16 protein-coding genes and 1 riboswitch are annotated in these 22,199 nt (G+C 49.9%); of the genes, 9 read left to right on the plus strand and 7 right to left on the minus strand.

Annotated elements, in window-relative coordinates; genetic code table 11:
- The first annotated feature begins 99 nt into the window (after positions 1 to 99).
- From M0415_RS13475 to M0415_RS13495, 5 genes are all read left to right on the plus strand, one after another.
- Positions 100 to 1,407 carry a polynucleotide adenylyltransferase PcnB gene (locus M0415_RS13475; RefSeq protein WP_011718200.1) on the plus strand — a complete coding sequence of 436 codons (1,308 nt, stop codon included), beginning with the start codon at positions 100 to 102 and terminating at the stop codon, positions 1,405 to 1,407.
- A complete protein-coding gene (gene folK / locus M0415_RS13480) occupies positions 1,407 to 1,895 on the plus strand; it encodes a 2-amino-4-hydroxy-6-hydroxymethyldihydropteridine diphosphokinase (protein WP_086903778.1) in 489 nt (162 codons plus the stop codon). Before M0415_RS13475 ends, folK begins: the two co-directional genes overlap by 1 nt.
- A 56-nt stretch (positions 1,896 to 1,951) precedes the next feature.
- Complete coding sequence (gene panB, locus M0415_RS13485) at positions 1,952 to 2,746, plus strand: 3-methyl-2-oxobutanoate hydroxymethyltransferase (protein ID WP_086903779.1); 795 nt, start codon at positions 1,952 to 1,954, stop codon at positions 2,744 to 2,746.
- Positions 2,747 to 2,822: 76 nt separating this feature from the next.
- A complete protein-coding gene (gene panC, locus M0415_RS13490; protein WP_086903780.1) occupies positions 2,823 to 3,668 on the plus strand; it encodes a pantoate--beta-alanine ligase in 846 nt (281 codons plus the stop codon).
- A 291-nt stretch (positions 3,669 to 3,959) separates the two neighbouring features.
- The gene (locus M0415_RS13495) at positions 3,960 to 4,472 is read left to right on the plus strand and encodes a DUF4124 domain-containing protein (protein WP_086903781.1); all 513 of its coding nucleotides are present in this window, start codon (positions 3,960 to 3,962) and stop codon (positions 4,470 to 4,472) included.
- 70 nt (positions 4,473 to 4,542) lie between these two features.
- On the opposite strand, the gene M0415_RS13500 is transcribed toward M0415_RS13495, so the two are convergent.
- Positions 4,543 to 7,050, minus strand: coding sequence for a S8 family serine peptidase (locus tag M0415_RS13500; protein ID WP_086903782.1), 2,508 nt, complete (start codon positions 7,048 to 7,050; stop codon positions 4,543 to 4,545).
- Positions 7,051 to 7,450: 400 nt separating this feature from the next.
- Here M0415_RS13500 and M0415_RS13505 point away from each other — a divergent pair, with 400 nt between their 5' ends.
- Complete coding sequence (locus M0415_RS13505) at positions 7,451 to 7,870, plus strand: curlin (protein ID WP_086903783.1); 420 nt, start codon at positions 7,451 to 7,453, stop codon at positions 7,868 to 7,870.
- Positions 7,871 to 7,885: 15 nt separating this feature from the next.
- Positions 7,886 to 9,394, plus strand: coding sequence for a curlin (locus M0415_RS13510; protein ID WP_086903784.1), 1,509 nt, complete (start codon positions 7,886 to 7,888; stop codon positions 9,392 to 9,394).
- A gap of 180 nt (positions 9,395 to 9,574) precedes the next feature.
- Here the strand turns inward: M0415_RS13510 and M0415_RS13515 are convergent, their stop codons facing one another.
- Both M0415_RS13515 and M0415_RS13520 read right to left on the minus strand, forming a co-directional pair.
- The gene (locus M0415_RS13515) at positions 9,575 to 10,240 is read right to left on the minus strand and encodes a helix-turn-helix transcriptional regulator (protein ID WP_011718208.1); all 666 of its coding nucleotides are present in this window, start codon (positions 10,238 to 10,240) and stop codon (positions 9,575 to 9,577) included.
- A gap of 367 nt (positions 10,241 to 10,607) precedes the next feature.
- A complete protein-coding gene (locus M0415_RS13520; protein ID WP_011718209.1) occupies positions 10,608 to 11,216 on the minus strand; it encodes a DUF2238 domain-containing protein in 609 nt (202 codons plus the stop codon).
- 155 nt (positions 11,217 to 11,371) lie between these two features.
- Between M0415_RS13520 and serA the strand changes: the two genes are divergently transcribed.
- Together serA and ygfZ are read left to right on the plus strand one after the other, a co-directional pair.
- Entirely contained in the window at positions 11,372 to 12,601 is a 1,230-nt protein-coding gene (serA, locus tag M0415_RS13525; RefSeq protein WP_249556172.1) for a phosphoglycerate dehydrogenase, read from the plus strand.
- A gap of 137 nt (positions 12,602 to 12,738) precedes the next feature.
- Positions 12,739 to 13,695, plus strand: coding sequence for a tRNA-modifying protein YgfZ (gene ygfZ / locus M0415_RS13530; protein WP_249556173.1), 957 nt, complete (start codon positions 12,739 to 12,741; stop codon positions 13,693 to 13,695).
- A gap of 54 nt (positions 13,696 to 13,749) precedes the next feature.
- Here ygfZ and M0415_RS13535 read toward each other — a convergent pair whose 3' ends face one another.
- From M0415_RS13535 to M0415_RS13545, 4 genes are all read right to left on the minus strand, one after another.
- Positions 13,750 to 14,766, minus strand: a complete 1,017-nt coding sequence (locus tag M0415_RS13535) for a response regulator (RefSeq protein ID WP_011718212.1) — start codon at positions 14,764 to 14,766, stop codon at positions 13,750 to 13,752.
- Between the two features lie 62 nt (positions 14,767 to 14,828).
- The gene (locus tag M0415_RS21530) at positions 14,829 to 18,044 is read right to left on the minus strand and encodes a response regulator (RefSeq protein WP_502957159.1); all 3,216 of its coding nucleotides are present in this window, start codon (positions 18,042 to 18,044) and stop codon (positions 14,829 to 14,831) included.
- A 21-nt stretch (positions 18,045 to 18,065) separates the two neighbouring features.
- The gene (locus M0415_RS21535) at positions 18,066 to 20,132 is read right to left on the minus strand and encodes a PDC sensor domain-containing protein (protein WP_425383184.1); all 2,067 of its coding nucleotides are present in this window, start codon (positions 20,130 to 20,132) and stop codon (positions 18,066 to 18,068) included.
- Between the two features lie 128 nt (positions 20,133 to 20,260).
- Complete coding sequence (locus M0415_RS13545) at positions 20,261 to 21,619, minus strand: alanine/glycine:cation symporter family protein (protein WP_086902837.1); 1,359 nt, start codon at positions 21,617 to 21,619, stop codon at positions 20,261 to 20,263.
- A 151-nt stretch (positions 21,620 to 21,770) separates the two neighbouring features.
- Positions 21,771 to 21,896, minus strand: a riboswitch (glycine riboswitch).
- Positions 21,897 to 22,199 lie beyond the last annotated feature (303 nt).

A 22,199-nucleotide genomic window follows, 5' to 3' on the forward strand; every position in this document is an offset into this window, starting at 1 on the left:
CAGCTATTTGAAGACGCGCCTAAAACGACCGCTCCGACTCCAGCTCAGATTGAACCCCAAACGCCAGAACTCACTTCAGGCGGCTTAAGCTTGTCGCTCGTGCCTCGGGATGCGCATTCGATTTCCCGTAAGCAGATCAGCGAAAACGCACTTAAAGTATTATACCGATTGAATAAATCAGGTTTTCAGGCCTATTTAGTCGGTGGGGGCGTACGGGATTTACTCCTCGGACTCGAACCGAAAGACTTCGACGTTGTTACTAATGCGACGCCGGAAGAAATTAAAAAGCTGTTTCGCAATTGCCGCGTAGTCGGACGCCGCTTCCGTCTCGCCCATATTGTGTTTGGCCGCGATGTGATTGAAGTTGCCACCTTCCGTGGCCACCACGGCGACAGCAATGAAAAGATTTCTAAAGCCAATGCCGAAGGGCGTTTGCTCAGGGATAACGTGTATGGCGAAATCGATGAAGACGCAGAGCGCCGCGATTTTACCGTCAACGCCCTTTACTACGATATCAGCGACTACTCTATCCGCAGCTATGGCGGCGGTATGGAAGATCTTAAAGCCGGCACCTTAAGGCTGATTGGCGATCCCGAAACCCGTTACCGTGAAGATCCGGTGCGTATGCTCAGAGCAGTGCGTTTTGCCACTAAGCTCAGCATGGCGATTGAAGAAGTGACCGCTAAACCTATCAAACAGTTAGCGCCACTGCTCAAGGACATTCCAGCCGCCCGCATGTATGAAGAAGTGCTCAAACTTTTCTTCGCCGGCAAAGCCATGGCCAACTTTGAGATGATGCAGGAATATAAGCTGTTCGCGCCGCTCTTCCCGCAAGTCGACGCCCAATTAAAAGATGCGCCTAAAGGCCCTGCGATGAAGATGGTGCAAGCCATCATGAAGAGCACGGATGCGCGCGTGAACGAAGATAAGCCTGTTACCCCGTCCTTCTTCTATGCGGCGATCCTCTGGTATCCACTACGCCAACGCGCCGAAGATATCGCGGTCGAGAGCGGCCTGACTTTATACGATGCGTTTTTTGCCGCCATGGGTGATGTGATTGAGCAGCAATGCCAAACCATCAGCATTCCGCGCCGTTTTAGTACACCTGCCAAAGACATCTGGCAATTGCAATTACGCTTCGATCGCAGCCAAGGCACTCGCGCCTTTAAACTGCTAGAGCACCCTAAATTTAGAGCGGCCTACGACTTGCTGTTACTGCGCGGCGAAGTCGAAGGTGGCAATGTCGCCAAAAGTGCCGCTTGGTGGCAACAGTTTGTTGAAGCGGATGAAACCGAGCGTTTGAACATCGCCCGCAGTGGTAACAAAGCGGCGGGCAACCGTAACCGCAATTCACCACAGCGCCGTCGTCGTCGCCCGAGTGCTGCGAAAGCCAAAGCCGCCGAATAATGACTCAGGTTTTTGTCGCCCTCGGGGCTAATCTTGAAGATCCTAAAACCCAGTTGGACAATGCCGTTGCGGCCTTGTCCACCTTGGCTGAACATCAGAGTCTCAAGGTATCGCCCTACTACGGTTCCGCCCCCATGGGGGACGTAGTGCAACCCGACTATATCAATGCCGTTGCCAGCTTTGAAACCTCTCTGGCGCCCATTGCCCTGTTAGATGCACTGCAAGAGATTGAAAACACTCAGGGCCGTGTTCGTAAAGAACGTTGGGGCCCTAGAACCTTAGATCTCGACTTACTCTTATATGGCGATGCCATTATCGATGAGCCCAGACTCAAAGTGCCACACTACGGCATGAAGGAGCGTAGTTTTGTGCTAGTGCCCTTGGCGGCCATAGCACCGGATCTGGTGTTACCTTGTAAAACACCGCTACGCAGCCTTATCAGTGAAAAATTCTTGGCCGAGTTACAACTACTGGGCAATGATCATTGAAGTCAGCCCCCAGTTAGCTTATAACACCACTTCTATTTGGTTTGAAGATCACCCATATGTCTAAAGTTACTAGCTCAACCCTGTTGAAATACAAACAGGAAGGTAGAAAATTCACCGCTCTGACAGCCTATGATGCCAGCTTTGCCAGTGCGTTCGACGGCGAAGGCATCGATGTGCTACTGGTCGGCGATTCTTTGGGAATGGTTCTGCAAGGCCACGATGATACCCTGCCCGTCACGACAGCCGAAATCGCCTATCACACTCGTTGTGTGCGTCGCGGTATCGAGCGCTCACTGCTGATCGCCGACATGCCATTTATGAGTTATGCCACGCCAGAACAAGCCATGGAAAACGCCACTGCACTCATGCAGGCGGGTGCCAATATGGTCAAGCTGGAAGGCGGTCACTGGTTACTCGAAACCGTGACTAAACTGACCGAGCGCGGTATTCCTGTCTGCGCCCACTTGGGCCTCACCCCGCAATCGGTACACGTTTTTGGTGGCTTTAAAGTACAAGGCCGCGATGCTGAAAATGCCCAGCGCATTCTCGATGAAGCCAAGGCCTTAGAAGCCGCTGGTGCGCAGCTGTTAGTAGTTGAATGTATTCCGGCATCACTTGCCACCGCCATCACTCAAGCATTAACTATCCCTGTTATCGGCATCGGCGCTGGCGCCACGACAGATGGCCAGATCCTAGTAATGCACGACGTGCTCGGTATTTCGAGTGGCTATATCCCACGTTTTTCAAAGAACTACCTTAAGCAAACGGGTGAAATCCGCTCGGCGGTACGCGCTTATATTGAAGAAGTGGCCAATGGCACCTTCCCAAGTGCTGACCACACGTTTAACTAAGCGTGCTAGCACTCATTGAGCTAAATAGTGCTAAGCACACAGACGACTATTTCAAGTTTTAGCAAGGTAAGAGTTAATGATCACTAGCGCCCATATCGATGATATTCGTACTCAAGTGCGAGCATGGCGTGCCAAAGGCGAGACCGTCGCCTTTGTGCCTACCATGGGCAATCTCCATCAGGGACACATCACCTTAGTGAAAGAAGCGGCGAAGAAATGCGACCATGTGGTCGTCTCAATCTTCGTGAATCCCATGCAGTTTGGGCAGAACGAAGATCTCGATGCCTACCCGCGCACCTTAGAGGCCGACAGCCAAGCGCTGACGGCCGCGGGCGCCGAGCTGCTATTTACCCCAACGCCTGCGGTTATTTATCCTAAAGGCTTGGCGCAGCAAACCTATGTTGAAGTACCGGGAATTTCCGATGTGCTCTGCGGTGCCAGTCGTCCCGGTCATTTCCGTGGCGTTGCGACTGTCGTCTGCAAGCTGTTCAACATAGTGCAGCCCGATGTGGCATTCTTTGGCAACAAGGATTATCAACAACTCTTAGTGATCCGCACTATGGTTGAAGACTTGTCACTGCCGATTGAAATTATCGGTGTGGATACCATTCGTGAAGCCTCAGGCTTAGCCATGAGTTCACGCAATGGCTACCTGACGGCGGAAGAAAAAGCCGCGGCGCCGGCGCTGAAAAAAGCTATCGATGCCATGGCACAAGGCATTAAGCAAGGCGTGAGCATCGAACAAGTCACCGCGGAAGCCAAAGCGAGCCTTATCGCCGCAGGCTTTACCCCAGATTATTTAGAAGTTCGCCATGCCACTACCCTGGCCAATGCGGAAACTACGGACCAAGCACTGGTGATTTTGGCCGCCGCTTACTTAGGTAAGGCGCGTCTTATCGATAACCTGCGCTTCGACCGCTAAGCGTTTTAGCGCAAGAAAAAGGAGCTTAGGCTCCTTTTTTGTTTGTGCAGCTCTGTGTAAACTCGCCTCAATCTATTGAGCGTCAAAAAAATTCCATCGTCAAAAAACTGGTTTTATTCTTCAAGTTACGCCATAGTATTCACGGTTGTTAACTATGAGTAACAAGTATTCCAGCCTCTTAATCTGATAACTGCTAGAGTTTAACAAGGACGCAAGCGCCAATCACAATCTGGCATTGCACCAATACAGTAACGTTATTCATTATTGCGTACACAAAGGATCTGTCGTCGAATGGCAAGACTCATAGTGACTCTTATTTGCGTGCTACTCCCTACGACTGCACTTGCAAATACCGTCTATAAATGTCGCAAGGACGATAAGGTCGTCTTTAGCCAAACCGCCTGCCCGCAGGATTATAGCCAACATAAGATTGAGTATCAGCTTGGCATCACCACAGAAACCGATTCAGACAAACGAGAGACGCCTGTCGACCCTCTGCAAGCCTTGCTCAATAGCCAAACGATTTCTAAGGAAAAACTGCTGCAATTGCTCGATGCCGAGCTGTACCGCCTAAAGCAGGAAAACAGCTATTTCGAAATCCTAAGAACCAGCGAGTTGCAAAAATTAGAACGCCAACGTTACTGGCAACATAAAGAAAAAGATGATCCTGAATACATCAGCCAACTCAATAAAATTAACGATCATTTTAATGGCTTAACCTCGAATAACACTCAGGCGATACAGCAGTTATCCGACCGGAAAACACAAATTTCCGCCGAAACTGAGCCAGAGGAAGTGAAATAAAAACCTTAGCTTTCGAATTTAGAGAACAAAAAAGGCGACCCTAGGGTCGCCTTATTATTTTATGACTTCATTAGAACTGCGCGACAACCGCCGCAGAACAGAGTGAGCCCGAGGTTTCACACACTTGGTACGTCACACTCGATGCCGTCGTTGTAAAGCGATCGCGGTAGTTACCATCGTTTTCAGTCGTGGCCACTAACTCGCCATCACGGTACAGGGCGACGCTTTCACCTAAGGCGCTATCCCATGTTAGATCGACCATAGCACTGCCACGGCGTGAGACTAGCGCACGAGTGACAGTGGCACTGATACTATGTTCATACACTTGCACTTCCATAGTCACAGTGTTGCTATGCTCCATGGCGTCAGTCACGGTAAGCGACACTCTGTAGGTGCCAGCGGCAGCAAACACATGGCTTGGGTTCATTTCGCTAGAGTTAGTGTCATCACCAAAGTCCCAGCTATAGCTCACGATATCATCGTTTGCATCGGTACTGGTGTTAGTAAAAGCAACGCTTAAGCCTTCAACCGCATACTCGAAACCTGCTACAGGTGCCGCGGGAGAGGCTTCACCTAAGCCGCTGATCACTAAGCCCCAGTTATTCAGGGTGCCCGTATCCGCGCCCGCATTGTCGTCAACAGATAATGACCAAGTACCACGGGCATTTTCACCGTCAAACGCGCTTAAGTCCCAGCTCTTAACGATGTTGTCGGCGCTGCCGCCCTCACGGTTATGCAGAACCACTTCGGTGCCCGCTGGAGAGGTTAACACAACACGTAAATCACCAATCCAAGTGTGGCTGATATTCACATCGGCGGTCACACCAAAAATCTGTACATCGTCGGCAACGTCGATAGTGCTCACCACGCCATTAGCGTTGTTATCTGGGATAGCAACAGCGTTTTCATTGCCATAGCTAAAGTCGTTTAATCCCTGTGGGAACACATTCAGTGAAACGACTTTAGACTTTTCAATGGTGCCATCGGTACCTGTTACTGTAATGCTGTAATCACCCCAAGCTGTTTGCGCCGTTGTCGCTACATCTAAGGTAAATGAACCACCAGCTGCAACTGTTGAGGTTGATAAGGATACGCCTTCAAGCGCCGGAGATACGGCTACGCTAAGCGCCACATCACCTTCCCACCCTGCCACACTGCCAACAGTAAAGTTATAACTAGCCGTGTTACCCGCTTCGACCGATTGCGATGCTGGCGATACGGTAAACTTATAGCTAGGGGATGGGTTTGCCTGCTCTAAGGCATTTGCCACATTGAGGCGAGTCCCTGCTACGGTTTTACCGGTGAGGTCCGCATTCGCATCGCCCGATGCCATCAGTAAGGTTTTCATTTCTACAGGCGAGAGATCGGGATTTAACGACCACACCAGTGCCGCCGCACCTGTCACATGGGGTGTCGCCATTGAGGTACCAGAATAACTGGCATAACCACCACCTGGTACTGTCGAGAGAATTGCAGTACCAGGTGCGCCCATATCGACGCTGGTTAAGCCCCACTGGGAGAAATCTGACATACGGTCATTACGGTCGGTACTGGCAATTGACAACACCACATCCGAGTCGTAGCTTGAGGGATAATGTGGGCTGGCATCATTGTCCACCGCATCGTTACCCGCTGCTGCAACGAATAAAATGCCTGCTTCACCACCCGCTTCAATCGCATCTTTTAAGGCTTGGCTAAAGCTGCCGCCGCCCCAAGAGTTGTTGGTGGCTTTGATATCCACGCCATGGTTAACCTTAAGATCGGTAAAGTAATCTAAACAGGCAATCGCGCCTGCGGTAGAACCATAACCATCGGCATCGAGGAACTGACAGGCGGCGATTTTAACATCCCAGTTCACCCCTACGACACCCACACCGTTATTGCCTTTAGCGCCAATCGTGCCGGAAACATGGGTACCGTGGCCGTTACCGTCCATAGGATTACCGTTATTATTGACCGCGCTGTAACCGTGAACATCGTCGATCACGCCGTTGCCGTCATCGTCGATACCGTTACCAGGGATCTCGCCACCATTCACCCACATATTGGCCTGTAAATCGGGATGATTGTAATCCACCCCAGTGTCAATCACCCCAATCACCACATCCGAGCTGCCGGTGGTGATTTCCCAGGCCTCTGGCGCATCGATATCCGCATCGGCGGTGCCACCGTTTTGTCCCGTGTTATGCATGCCCCACAGGCTAGCAAAGCTTGGATCATCTGGTGTGCCTATCACCTTGAGAATGTAGTTAGGTTCGGCATATTTCACCGCCGGATGACGGCTAATCACCTTAATCGCATCCTCAATATTGGCGCCTTTGCGCAGGGCTAAACGTGCCAGTTTGCCATTGAGTAAATGCTGGAACTTATCATCGACACCGTCCGCATTGGCATCGGTTAAGGTGCCACGAATTAAACGCTGAGCCGCCGAGCGCTCCGCTTTCGTCGCATTGTCTTTATACACCACGAGAATGGCATCTTTTTCATAAGCAGGGGCATCTTTTGCCATAGCAGGCACGGCTGACAATGTCATCGCTCCTGCAATTGCTAACGCCAGTGGTGAGAGTTTTATCGACATATTGAGCTTCCTATAGTCCTTTACGTTGAAATTCTGGAACCGCTATTACGCAGCCTCCGCTCAAAATTGATTGGATAATAGCAACGAACATCCAGCATGTTTGCCGGTAAATTGTTGCCATAATGTTTCAACTTAAAAAAGCCGCCCACAGCGAAATACGACTTAACTACTAGACCGACTCGGTAGGTTAAAAGGGAAGGCATACGGCGCATAAATAGACAATAAACTGATTTATCATAGGATTAACAAAAGTTAATCCTACCAAGCAGGCTATTACACCCAACAAATAAATACCCTTTCGGCCAATTGTCTCTCGGCCCTATGACTCGTACCTTGATGCCTGAATTGGTTGGAGTGTTTTCACCTCGGCCAAAACACCTATACATACAAGGAGTCACTTGTGCCAAGTCTATACACACGCTTTTTGGTACTGCTCATCTTGTTATGTAGTTGTCTGACGCCCAGCCAAGCGGCGGATGTCAGTGAACTGCCTATCACCCTGCAGGCGCTCATTGAGCGTTCTGGGCGCGATAACCTTATCGACCTAGTGCAGCAAGGTACGGCAAACCAAGCGATAGTGATCCAGTCGGGCAGCGATAACAGCGCCTATGTGACACAAGCGGGTAACGATAACGTTTCCCTCGTGACACAGATTGGTTCCAACAATGAAGTCCAACTACTGCAAGTCGGCACTCAAAACACGGCTTCAATTACCCAGATTGGCAATGACAATTTGGTGCAGTTGAACCAACTAGGAAGCGGCAATTTTTCGATCCAGCAGATTGCAGACGGTGCTGCAATCTCAATAACTCAATATTAAACAGGGAGAGTCCACATGAAATCACAAGCGAAAAAATCACTCATTGCTCTAGCTATTGCAACTGGCTTAAGTGGCCAAGCATTTGCGGCCAGTCTCGTTAACGACATCAACGTCGAGCAAACTGGCCAAGGTCAAGACACCTTAGTCGCGCAAACAGGAGTGATTAACGCTGCAGCAGTGACCCAAACGGGTAACGACCAAGTTGCCACCGTATTACAAGACGGTGTGTGGCATGAAGCGCAAGTTAACTCAACGGGTGATGCCAACGAAGTCACAGTGACTCAACAAACTGATTGGCATGTTGCGTCAGTTAACGTCACTGGCAATAACAACGTCGCTGAAGTGGCACAGGATGGTTTCTTCAACCAAAGCAGCAACGACATCACTGGTAGCGACAACCTGGTTTCTGTGAACCAATTAGGTGAAGTGAACGAAAGCTACGTTGAAATCACTGGCAACGAAAACAGCGCCTTCGTAGAACAAGAAGGTGATGCCAACTTCGCCGTATTCCGCGTACAAGGCGATAATAACGATGGCGACATCAAGCAATACGGTAACAACAACCAAGCGGGTTTAATCGCACTCGACCTGACCGCAAACATGGGTAATAACAACGACGTATCGGTTGAACAGATTGGTAACAACAACTTTGGTGCGGCTAAAGGCATCGCGGGTAACGACAACAGCATCGATATCTATCAAAAGGGTGATAGCCACACTGGCTTCGTTTACGCCTTAGCGGGTAGTGAGAACGATATCACCATGAAACAAGAAGGCAGCAACAACACTGCTTACCTTTCAATGACCACGGGTGATGACAACAGCATTGATATCGCTCAAGACGGCGACCGCAACACTGTAGGCGATACTTTAGTGGCCGACATTCAAGGTAACGACAACGATATCACTATCAAGCAACGTGGCAACAGCAACGGTGCAGAGTTCCAAGTATGGGGCGATAGCAACGACGTTGACTTAAAACAACGTGGTGACGCTAACTTCGCAACCTTTGGCGCTTACGGTACTGACAACGACTTCGACTTATCTTCTAAGGGTGATAACAACGAGCTGGTTGCCTTCGCAACAGGTGAAGACAACAGCATCGAAATCAGCCAAGAAGGTGATGTGAACTTCGCCTATGTGGATGCCGTTGGTAACGACAACGAAGTGGATGTTGAGCAAGATGGCGGACAAAACGAAACCATCATTAGCGTAACAGGTAACAACAACGCCGATGTGACTGCACTGCAACACCGTGGTGATCTGAACCTTATCGATTTAATCATCGAAGGTGATGAAAACTCAGCTCAAATCACTCAAGCGGGTAACGGTAACTGGGTAGGTGGCGATAGCGGCACTTCATTCGCTTCAAGCTCATTTGGCGTACGTGGTGATAACAACAGCCTAATGATTACCCAAACTGGTAATGACAACTTAGTGCTGGGTTCACAAGCTGGCAATAGCAACAGCATCAGCGTTAATCAAAGCGGTGATATGAACGTTGCAACTGTTGTTCAGTATTAATCTTTATCGATAGCCGTCTACTGTAGACGGCCCAATAAAAACGGGAACATGAATTATGTTCCCGTTTTTATTTGTGTATAAAGTGCAAAAGTGAGTTGCCGCTCGTCGAATCTTGCCGATGTAAATCACCATCCCAGCTCACTCACACCTCACCTCACCTCACCTTAGCGAGCTTAAGGCTTAACTGCAAAACTCAAAATGGGTTTGATAAGTTTGCGCCCAACGTAATAGCTCGACGCGATTGCGGGACTGTGTCTTACGGAAAATAGAGGAAATATGCGCTTTCACAGTGTGCTCACTGATACAGAGGCGATGGGCAATTTCCTTATTGCGCGCCCCGCTGGAGACGAACTGAATAATGGTTCGCTCTCTGGAAGTAAGCGCTTGCAACATGGCTACGGTATCGGCGGGCATCTCATTTTGCCCATCCAACTTTTGCACCACCCGGCGAAACATCTTACTGAGCAAGGTTCTATCGTACCAAAGCTCATCGGCCACCATTTTACGCAGCCCCGTTAGCATCAAATCCATCCGCTGATCAGCAAATAACAGACCGCGGATCCCCAGCAGCATGGCTGACTCTTGGTCTAAGGAATTACGCTCGACTTGATACAAAGCGACGGGAACATGTGGCACAAGACGTGACGCTAAGAGTGGGATCCCTTTATTGTCTAAGGCCGCGCCCTTTTGGGCGATTAAACAGAAACTGCGCTGCCCTTTATCTAAATTTAACTCAGAAGCCTGTTTAACAATCCGTGTTTTTAATCCGATAGATTCTGCAAGTATCGCCAAATGGCAAGGCGCTGCCACTTGATGCAGAAAAACTAACTCATTGATAGTACTCAATTTACTCTTCTCCCTGAAAAGTATTTCGTCTTTATTAGTCTAATGTTGAACTTAAGCGTGCAAATGCACAAAAATACAATTAATTAACATAGCCCATTTTGACTAGTTACCGCATGAATGCCATCACCCGAATGTACTAAATAATCACTCTTTTTTTATAGTAAGTTCGACTAACAGACCAAGGCTTTATCACTAAACAGTGATTAATCCTGAAGCTTATCGACGGAACAATCAGGTTACACCTTAGTCTATAAAGCTCTCAATCGAAAGTTGATACAAAAAATTAACAGAAAAAGATGACAGTTTGAGGCATAAAAAATCCCCTCTAAAGAAGCCTTAGAGGGGATTTTTCGGTAAGTGTTTGAGCCTAAGCTTGGCCGATAAGTTTTGCGATTTGCTTATCCTGCACACGGGACAAACTGATTAGTGCGACAATGGCCCCTATCAAGGCTAAAAACATATCCGATTGGGTATCCCACACATAGCCTTGAGTACCTAAGAAGGCCTCAGCGCCTTCGCCCGTCGCGGCGGCCACCCACCATTCAATCAGTTCGTAGAAGGCGCTGAAGGCCAACACAAAGCAGGTGACGAGAAAAGCACACCAGGCTCCAGGTTTAACGGCTTGATTACGTAACATAATCTCACGGGCTAACATGGCCGGAATAAAACCTTGAGCGAAATGCCCCACCTTGTCGTAGTTGTTACGCTCGGTCCCCATCCACTGGGCAATCGTATCGAACAGTGGCACTTCGGCATAGGTATAGTGCGCGCCAACAAACAACACACAGCAATGCACTAGCACCAAAAAATACACTAAGGGCGTCAGCGGAAAACGCTTGCGGGTAAAAAAGAGCAAGGGCACGGCCACTAATGCTGGCAGGGCTTCGAGCCACCAAGTGAATGGATCTGCGGGTTTTATCGCCGACCATATTAAAACTGAGAGGTAAATACCGCACCAAATGATTTTGTTATTCAATGTTCCTTCCTCTTATGCGATATTGTTCTAATTCTAGAATATTAACTTTAGCCATCTAGCCCTCCACAGTGAGCAAAAAAAGTGCTACTTTGGAAGGCCAAGGTTGTCAGCATATCACACAGAACTATTTCAATTAATTAGAGGGTACCCATATCATGGCGAAACATTCGCTGGACAAGGATAAGATCAAGATCCTGTTGTTGGAAGGCGTCCACCAATCTGCGGTCGATGTATTTGAACGTGCTGGATACACCAATATCGAGTATCACAAAGCCTCCTTAGGTGATGAAGCCCTGCTCGAGTCCATCAAAGATGCTCACTTTGTTGGTATTCGTTCCCGTACCCAATTAACGGCTGAAGTATTGAAGCGTGCCGAAAAACTGATTGCGATTGGTTGTTTCTGTATCGGTACTAACCAAGTGGATCTGGCGACCGCCGAATTGCTCGGTATCCCAGTATTTAACGCACCATTCTCTAATACCCGCAGCGTGGCTGAACTGGTATTAGGCGAAATCATCATGCTGATGCGCGGCATTCCTGAACGTAATGCTATCGCTCACCGTGGTGGCTGGATGAAGACGGCCGCAGGCAGTTACGAAGTCCGTGGCAAAACCTTAGGTGTGATAGGTTATGGCCATATCGGTACACAGCTCGGGATCTTGGCTGAAACCTTAGGCATGCGCGTGGTGTTTTTCGATATCGAAGACAAACTGCCATTAGGCAATGCCCAGCAAATCCATTCGATGGAACAATTACTGGCACAGTCCGACGTGATCAGTTTGCACGTTCCTGAAACGGCGCAAACCAAAGACATGATCAGCACCGCCGAATTTGCCGCCATGCGTAAAGGCTGCATCTTTATCAACGCCTCGCGCGGTACTGTGGTCGATATCGATGCCCTGACGGTCGCCCTTAAAGAGCGTCATCTTGCGGGCGCGGCCATCGACGTATTCCCCGTCGAGCCCCAATCGAATGATGATGAATTTATCAGCCCATTGCGTGGTTTAGATAACGTACTGCTGACTCCGCACGTGGGTGGCAGCACTGCTGAAGCCCAGGAAAACATCGGTATCGAAGTTGCCGGTAAGTTAGCCAAATACTCTGACAACGGTTCGACCGTATCTGCGGTTAACTTCCCTGAAGTGTCGCTGCCAATGCACAAAGGCATTTCGCGCTTACTGCACATTCACCAAAACCGTCCTGGCGTGCTGATCAAAATCAACAAAGCCTTCTCTGAAAAGGGCATCAACATTGCCGCTCAGTACCTGCAAACCACTGCAGAAATCGGTTATGTGGTGATGGAAGTAGATACTCACCAAGCCGAAGAGGCACTGGTTGAACTTAAGGCCATTGAAGGTACACTGCGCACCCGCGTATTGTTCTAATGCTTTAAGCACTCAGCTTGAGTGAATTTATAAGGCGCACATTTCATTCAAGATATGTGCGCCTTATGCTTTTGAGCGCCGCTTAATTCCGCTACAATCTAGCCTCTTGCATCGTCTTCATTTTCAGGATCTCCGCTATGACTATTGCAGTTTCGACACCCACTTGGGATCTGGACGCCTCCATGCCTCCACTTATGCTCGCCAACCTATCCCACCTCGGCCTCATCAAAGTAGTCGGTGAACAGGGGCGCAGTTTTATCCATGGCCAAGTGACCACGGACATTAGCTCACTCGAAGCCAACCAATGGCGCTGGGGCGCACATTGCGATCCTAAGGGTAAGATGATCGCCAGCTTCCGCACCTTTGCTATCCAAGAGGCGCTGTTGATGCTGCTGCCAAGGGAGACTATCGAGGTCGATCTGCCGCAACTGCAAAAATATGCCGTATTTAGCAAGGCAACCCTGACCAATGCGACGGCGGAGTGGACATTACTCGGCGTTGCAGGCGAACAGGCAACACAATTTGTGACCCAACACTTTGGTGAGCTGACTGAAGAACTGACTCTGGTCGAACATGGCGCCATTTTAAAGGACGCGGATCGTTTTATTCTGGTGCTGCAGCCAGAGGCGGCAACTACCTTAGTGGGCGAGCACACAGTGTTTGATGCCAGCGCTTGGCAAGCCTTAGAAATTGCTGCTGGCTACCCTAACCTAGCGCCAAGCCATGCTAATCAATATGTGCCGCAGATGTGTAACCTACAGGCTATCAACGGCATCAGCTTTAACAAAGGCTGCTACATGGGCCAAGAAACTGTGGCTCGGATGAAATACCGTGGCGGTAACAAGCGCGCGCTCTATATTCTCCACGGCACGACTTCCTCAGACATCAATTTGGAAAGTACTCTCGAGATCGAATTGGAAGATGGCTATCGCAAGGGCGGACAAATTATTGAGTTCGTACAGCGTGGCAATCAAGTACTGCTCACCGCTGTGCTGGCAAACGATACCGCGAACGATGCCAAGCTGCGCTTTGCCGACGATGAGCAATCCAGCTTACGCATTCAAGCATTACCCTACTCGCTTGAAGAAGCTTAGTATCTCGCTTCTAAGCGAGTCGTATTGAAAAAGGCGCCCTAGGCGCCTTTTTGTTTAATGTTCGATGTAAGTGTCTCGAATCGCCACCACCTCAGGCAGAATTTGCTTAAATTCTTCCACCAGCTTAGGGTCAAAGTGTTTACCCGCTTGGCTTTCGAGTAATTCGACCGTGGCTTCGATTGTCCAAGGCTCCTTATAAGGACGGCGCGAAGTCAGGGCATCGAAAACGTCCGCAATCGCCACAATCCGGCCTTCAATCGGAATATTTTCTCCCGACAAACCATTAGGATAACCCGAACCGTCCCATTTCTCATGGTGGGTTAAGGCGATGCGCCGCGCCATTTGCAGCAGTGGATCGCCATGTTCGCCAATGATCTCGGCACCAATGGCAGCATGTTGCTGCATGATTTCCCATTCATCGGCATCAAGCTTACCGGGCTTTTTCAGCACCGCATCGGGCGTGCCGATTTTCCCTATGTCATGCATGGGCGCCGCGTTATACAACAGCTCGCAGAAGGTGCTAGGCAAGCCCAGTTTAACGGCCAGCATCCGTGCATAGTGGCTCATACGCACAACGTGTAGGCCCGTTTCGTTGTCTTTGTATTCGGCGGCGCGGCCTAAACGGCGGATAATTTCGAAACGAGTTTCTTCTAACTCTTGGGTGCGCTCTTTGACTTGTTGCTCTAGCAGGCGTTTTTGATCGTACAGCGCCAGATGGGTTCGCACCCGTGCTTTTACCACGGGAGCACTCACAGGCTTAGTGATGTAATCGACGGCGCCGAGTTCAAACCCTTGAGTCTCGTCGGCCACCTCAGACAAGGCGGTCACAAAAATCACCGGAATATGGCAAGTTAAAGGCTCCTGCTTAAGCAGCTTACAGACTTCATAGCCGTTCATGCCGGGCATCATTACGTCGAGTAAAATCAAATCCGGCAGGGTTTTGGCGACAAGGGCGAGCGCTCTTGGTCCATCAATCGCCACCTTGACCTTATAATCCTCACCGAGTATGCCCACTAAAATATCGATATTTTCCGGTGTATCATCGACGACCAATATTGTTGCCTTATCCATCAACACTTTCACCTTATCCTGTGGCTTATCAATGGCCAATACCGCACTCTCTTGACCGGTTTTTAGGTTAATTCCGCAAGCACTTCATCAATCAAATCCACCGCTTCATCAAACTGATACTGATTAATCATAGTCAGGGCTGGGCTGAGCTGCAGCCATAACTTGCTACTGACCTGAGGTTTTAACGCATCGATTTGCGCCACCGCATCTGAGTCAGCATCCTCTAGGCTTTGTCGCAGCTGTTTTAAGGCGGTGACTAGCGCCTCTGGCGAGAGTTGTTCGCTCGTCGATGTGGTCGACTCCTCAAACTGCGGCTTGACCCGCTCAATGGCATCACAAATCGACGCCACTAGCGCTTGGATTTGGTCTAACTCAGTTTGGTATTCGCTCTTCTCACTTAAGTGCAACTCTAGTTGGCGAGCTAACTCCACCAGCTTGCTGGAGCTTAAGTTGCCCGCGAGCCCCTTCAAGGTATGCGCCATCCGCACAGCATCGTCACGTTTGTCATTGGCGAGCGCTTTATTGATGAGATCCACCACATTACGCTGACTGGTAACGAAACGATCGAAGATCCTTTGATACAAACGGGTAGAGTTTTGAACTAATTGTAAGCCCCTATCGATATCCAACTCAGGATGCTCGGGCCATTTCACCACTGATTCAGAATCTAAGTTGATAGGTTTAACCGGAATATCAACTAGTTGACTCGGCTCAGTGTTATCAGCCAGCGACCCGCTGCCACCTAAATATTTCAATAGGGTTTGGTAAAGCAGGTTGACCTCAATCGGCTTAGCGATATGGTCGTTCATCCCCGCTCTTAAACACATTTCCTTATCGCCAGCCATCGCATTCGCCGTCATCGCGACCACAGGCAGCTCGGTGAGTTCGGGCCGCTTTCTGAGTGCCTGCGTGGCCTGATAACCGTCCATCACTGGCATTTGGCAGTCCATCAACACCAGATCGAAGCTCTGCTGCTCCAGCTTATCGAGCGCAATCTGGCCGTTAGTGGCAATGGATAAGATAATCCCCACCTGCTCTAAAAACTCGGTGGCCACCTCAAGGTTCATCTCATTGTCTTCAACCAAGAGAATACGCTTGCCCTTAAGTGGCAATAACAGCTTAGGCTCGATGCTCTCGCTCTGGCGTCTCACGGGGAGAACCCCAGCCCGGCCGAGGGAGTTCATAATGCCGTCGAGTAACCTAGATGCACTGATGGGTTTACTGATATATCCGGCCAAGCCAAGTTCTTCAATTTGGCTTAAGAAATCTTGGTTTGCATGGGCCGACACCATCAAGACCCGCGGTGCCTTCTTCGCCTGTTGCTTGATTTGTTTAGCCGTTTCTATGCCATCGAGGTTCGGCATCTTCCAGTCGATTAAGGCAACGGCATATTCCTGCTGAATACAGCGGGTCACAGCCTCTTCGCCGGAGCGCACAGTATCCACCCTAAAGCCCATGCTTTCTAAGGTTGTGCGCATAATGTCGCGGGCGGTGGCATTGTCATCGGCAACCAGAATCGGCATGCCTTCAAGCTCTTGGGCGACCGTTAGCTTTTGACCGCTGGAAATCTGCAACTTAACGGTAAAATAGAAGGTACTGCCGTGGCCGAACTGACTTTCAACCCCAATGGTGCCGCCCATCAGTTCGACGAGCTGTTTACAAATCGCCAACCCTAAGCCCGTACCGCCGTACTTGCGCGTTGTAGAGGTGTCGGCCTGACTAAAGGATTTAAACAGTTTGGCCTGCTGATCTGCGGTTAAACCAATACCGCTGTCGCGCACACTAAAGCGCAGCACCACATCGTCATTTTGCTGCTCAACTAAGTTGAGCGATAACAAGACTTCACCGCGCTCGGTAAACTTAATCGCGTTGTTCATCAAGTTGATCAGCACTTGCCCTAGGCGCAGCGAATCACCGAACAAGTGCCTAGGCACATTGGGCGCCACCGCAAACAGCAGTTCAAGCTGTTTATGGGCAGCCTTCTCGGAGAACATATCGCTGAGATCTTCGAGCATAGTATCGAGCTGGAAGGGCACAGATTCGATGTCTAACTTGCCGGCTTCAATTTTAGAGAAGTCGAGGATGTCATTAATGATGGAGAGTAAGGATTTTGAGGCGCGCTCAATTTTCTCCACATAGTTCTTCTGCTTCTTATCCAGCGCTGTCTGCAAACAAAGTTGCGACATACCGATAATGGCATTCATCGGCGTGCGGATTTCATGGGACATATTCGCGAGGAAATCCCCCTTAGCCTTACTCGCTGCATCCGCTTCCTCTTTCGCCACTAACAGCTCGTCAGATAAGAGTTTCAACTCTGTCATATCGACCATACTGACCACGGCCGATTCGAACTGCTTCTGGCTATCAAACAGTGCCGACACATTGACCGTCATCCACAGTGGCTCACCATTGGGGCGAATAAAGCTACGTTCACCGCGATAGTGGTCGACTTTACCTTCGGCCAATTCTCTAAACTGAGCCTTAGCGGTTTCTTTATCCTGCAGGCTTAAGACATCGAAAATAGGCACACCGCAGAGTGACTCACGGGTCTGGCCCATGTCTTCGCAATATTGGTCGTTACAGTCGAGGATCACGCCTTTGGCATCGACGTTCACAATGCCAATGGTCGAGCCATCAAATAGCGCCTTAAAGTGCGCCTCGCTAACTGCCAACTCTTCTTCAATGGCTTTACGCTCGGTAATATCCATCACGTAGCCATTCCAAATAATGGCGCCATCATCGTTGTAGTGACCGCTCGCTCCCGCCTCCATCCAGCGAATACTGCCGTTAGGATGGCGATAACGGAACTCTCGCACCCATTGCAACTTGTCCTCACTCTTACCCGCTAAGGCACGCACCACCTCGGGGCGTTCCTCATCAAATATCCGCTCGGCAATGATATTAAAGTCTTTCAGTAAATCTTCGCGGTGTAAGCCCAGCATATGAAATGCCGCGCCGGAGAGGAAAGTAAAGGTGCGATCCGCAGGAGAAACCCAGCGCAACTGATACACAGTACAAGGGATAGATTCGGTGATATTGGTGAGTTGCAGGCGCGATGCCTCAAGCTCAACCATGGCCAGTTTACTCTCGGTGATATCGTCAATACTGCCGTCAAACCACAGTGGGAATCCTTCTTCGGTATAACTCGCCTTGCCCTTTTCATGCACCCAGCGAATGCTGCCGTCACGATGGCGGATGCGGTATTCCACCTCAAAGGTTTCTTGCTGCGCCAGCGCCCTGTCGATATGTTGATGGCATAGCTCACGATCTTCTTCCAAGATCAGCGAGGCAAAGGTGCGTTAACGGTTTTCAATAAACTGGCTCGCCGCAAAACCCGTAATATCGGCAATGTTGTCACTGACATATTCCATCACCCAGACATCGCCGATGCGCGTACGATAGACGGCGCCAGGGATATTGGTCACTAGGCCGCGGAACCTTAGTTCACTGTCACGAATTTTTTGCTCTACGGCTAGCTTCTGGGTCATATCCCGAATCGATGCCGCTACTTGTCTTCGACCTTCATGATCGGCAGGTAAAATACTTAAGGCGATTTCGGCGACAAACTCCCCGCCATCGGCTTTAAGCGCCCTAACATGGCGCGCATTGCCCATCGGGCGATCGCGGCCTTCACGCAAAAATTGCAGGCGGTCGCGGGCATGGTTGCTACGCATGGCTTCAGGCAAGAGTGACTCCACCTGTAGCCCCAACATGCTGTTGGCATCGTAACCAAAGAGAATTTGGCAGCGAGTATTAGTGAACACAATCGAGCCCATCTGATCGACGATCAGCATCGCCTCTGGCGCCGCTTCGAGTACGGCATTAGACCAAGTAGCAGCGGAGAACTGTTCGGTCACATCGGTGAATAACATCTCCACCGACATCAGTTCGCCCGTATCCGAAACCAAGGGCTGCATAAAGAGGTCGAGCATACGTGGGTGGCCACTCGCGTCGAGCAGCTCGACTTGATGGGAAGGAACGTTCTCCCCCTTCAGGGCTAAATCTGTGTATTCCCAATTTTTTTCATTTAATGGATTGGCGGTAAACAGTCTTTGATACTTACGCTTGAGCAGCTCAGGTGACATGCCCAAGACCTTAGTGACCCCCTCACTCACCTGCGCCAACTGCCCTGAAGGGTCGAGCGAGCAATAGAAGGACTTATCACTCATGCCATCGATCAGCCGCGCGAAACGGTTACCGCGGGAATCTAAAATCGCCTGCTCACGCTCGGCGAGGAGTTCCGCCATCTGGTTAAAGGTGCTGCTTAAGGTAACTATCTCACTCACCGCGCCTTTGGGGATCGCTAATTGCTGGGCTTTACCCTGACCGAAGGCCAAAATGCCCGACTCCAGCGCCTCAAGCGGCCGAGTCAAACGTTTAGCGGCGATGTAGCAAGTGAGTAATAACAATAGGGTTAATAAACTGAGGTTGAGCACTACGGATGCCACATCATCCAGCAGCGTTGCAAACAGCTGATGTTCGGGCACCATGACAATAACGCGCCATTTGAGCTTAGCCACTGAGGCAACACTGGCGAGATACACTGTGCTCTTATCATCGATAAAGCGCGCTTGTCCGTTTAGCCCCTTGTCTAATAATGTCCAAAAGTCACTGTTTCGACGGGTATTTCTATCGAGCCATTCGGCGGAGGTCACGGCGAGCACTTTCTCTTTATCGCTGTGGAAGATCAGCCGCCCTTGATCATCGAGTACCACTAATTGGCTTGGCTGCACACCAAGTTGTTCAGGCAATTTATCGAGCGCCAAATCGACGGTCGCCACCCCAAAGTAATCATTTTCAGGGCCAAAAGGCACCGAATAAGTCACCATCAAAGTGTTTCCTGCGCCCTCATCAAAATAAGCCTTAGACCAATAGCCTCCGGGTTGATTAATGGCTTTTGACCACCAATCCCAAGAGCCATCGGTATAGTCATAACCCTCGGCGCCAATATCTAGGTAATGGAAGTTGTTGCCATCGCGGTAAACATAGGGGGAAAAGAGTTTTTTATCGGGGAAGGTATAAGGTTTAAACGCAACGGCTGAGCCATAAAAATCGGGATTGCGTTCAATGCGATTAGTGAGTACCCGTTTGATTTTCTCACTATCATTAATGCCCTCCTTATTGGAGATAAACCCAATAAAATCGGCAACACCTTGCGTATTGGCCTGCGCATGTTCGAGTAACAACTGTAGGCGATAGGCGGAATGATTCGACTCCTGGGCTAAGGAATCGTATAGCTTTCGCTCGGCAGAAAGATAATTAAACCAAGCATTAATGCCGTAAACGGCCGTCATGATAAGAATTAAAGGCAGCGCAATATGGGAAAGAATTTTGCTGCGGAAGGTACGAAGTTTACTTTTATCCATGGCGTCGCCTCAAAGCCCCCGTTTTTAATCCACCCATTTTTGGGTAGCCCTTATAAAGTAAACGAAGAACCTTGTGGCGACAATCTTAAAGTTAAAATAATGTGAACTAATATATTGTTTTCACAACATTAATAAATTGGGTCTAATGTACGGTTTGAGAGTGTCCGAACAAAATAGCTTTGGGTTTCGGCAATAATCACATGCCTTAATCCGATAATCGCAATCAGGTTCGGTATCGCCATTAAACCGTTTACCGTATCGGCCAATAACCAGATCACATCCAGCTTGATAAAGGCCCCTACCGCAATCAGGCCTAAAAACAGCATTTGATAGGCACGCAGCCCGCGTTCGCCCACTAAATAGTACCAGCAGCGCTCGCCATAGTAGTGCCAACCTAAAATAGTGGTGAATGCAAAACAGACTAAGGCGATAGTCACTAAATACTGACCGATAGCCGCCGAGCCGCCTAGGCTGAAGGCCGCGCTGGTCATGGCTGCGCCTGCGGTATCGCCGCTCCAAACTCCGGTGATAATCAGTACCAGTCCCGTCATAGTGCAGATGATGATGGTATCGAAAAAGGTGCCCGTCATGCTGACTAAACCTTGTTCGACCGGCTCATTGGTTTTCGCCGCCGCGGCAGCGATGGGGGCGCTACCAAGGCCAGACTCGTTGGAAAACACCCCGCGGGCAATCCCCATTTGAATCGCCTGCGCCACAGTCGCGCCTAAGAATCCACCCGCCGCCGAAACAGGCGTAAAGGCCGACTCCACCACTAACTGCAATGCGGGTAAAATCGATTCGGCAAAACTCACTAAAATCCACACACAAGCCAGCACATAACCAATCGACATCGCTGGCACTAACTTTTGCGCCACGTTGGAAATACGCTTCACCCCACCTAAGGTCACCGCCGCGACTAACAGGGTGAGCACCAATGCCGTCGCCCAGGTCGGCACCTCAAAGGCAATGGTCAGGGCATCGCTAATCGCATTCACTTGGGCAAAAGTACCAATCCCGAAGAACGCCACCCCCACGCCAAACAGGGCAAACAACTTCGCCATCCAATGTAGGCCCAGACCCCGCTCGATGTAGTACATGGGGCCGCCTGCAATTTGCCCGCGCGCATCGGTGGTGCGATATTTTACCGCTAACATACATTCGGCATACTTGGTCGCCATGCCGAAGAAGGCCGCCAGCCACATCCAAAATAATGCCCCAGGGCCGCCCATCTTGATTGCGGTGGCTACCCCAACAATATTGCCTGTACCAATGGTGGCCGACAGCGCCGTACACAAGGCGGCGAAGGAAGAGAGATCCCCATGCCCTTTCGCAGGTTTAAACAATAGGCTAAGCGCCATTGGCAAACGAAACACTTGAATAAGCCGCAAACGCAAGGTGAGATAGATGCCCGTCCCTACGAGTAAACACAGGGTAACGGGTCCCCAAACGATACCGTTCAGGCTGCTGAGTAAAGCTTGAAAACTCATGATATTCCTCAATTATTAAACAACTAAATTAATAAAGGAGGAGGAAAAGAAATGGCTGTGACACACCGCTGCCAGCCTAAAGAAAGACTATCACCCAGCCAATAAAGGCAGGGAAAGCGTCCAAAAGACAAACGACAGGGACCGTGCAGTCATCCTCTCCTCTGTCCTTTTGCCTGAGCGTTTCGCAGAATGCATTCATCGATGCACCTACTTTCGCCTTCGGCGCCACCTATTATTGCGACTTAACGCAATCGGTAGTCTCTCCAGAGGCTCGTCCAGTAACAGTCCACGCCTTGCGGCACCTGAAAGAGTGCTTTGGATCGGGACACATCCCAAAACAAAGTTGCCTCGTCGGTGTGGGGTTAATTCCCCACTCTCCTGCTACCTTCATCCGAACGGATTGTTAAATCGATAGTCCGCTATCGATTTAACAGGGCGCACAGCATGCAACAAACACAAAAATAGCTCAAGCCCATTCGCTCACAGAATGCGAGCTAAACACCGCAATTGCAGAAAATTTAAACAGCATAAAACCTAAGTCTGAATCGATGCAAAGTGAACCTTAAGGGCCAAATAGCAG

It is taken from the genome of Shewanella sp. 10B, from assembly GCF_023475885.1.
GTDB classification, from domain to species: domain Bacteria; phylum Pseudomonadota; class Gammaproteobacteria; order Enterobacterales; family Shewanellaceae; genus Shewanella; species Shewanella mangrovisoli.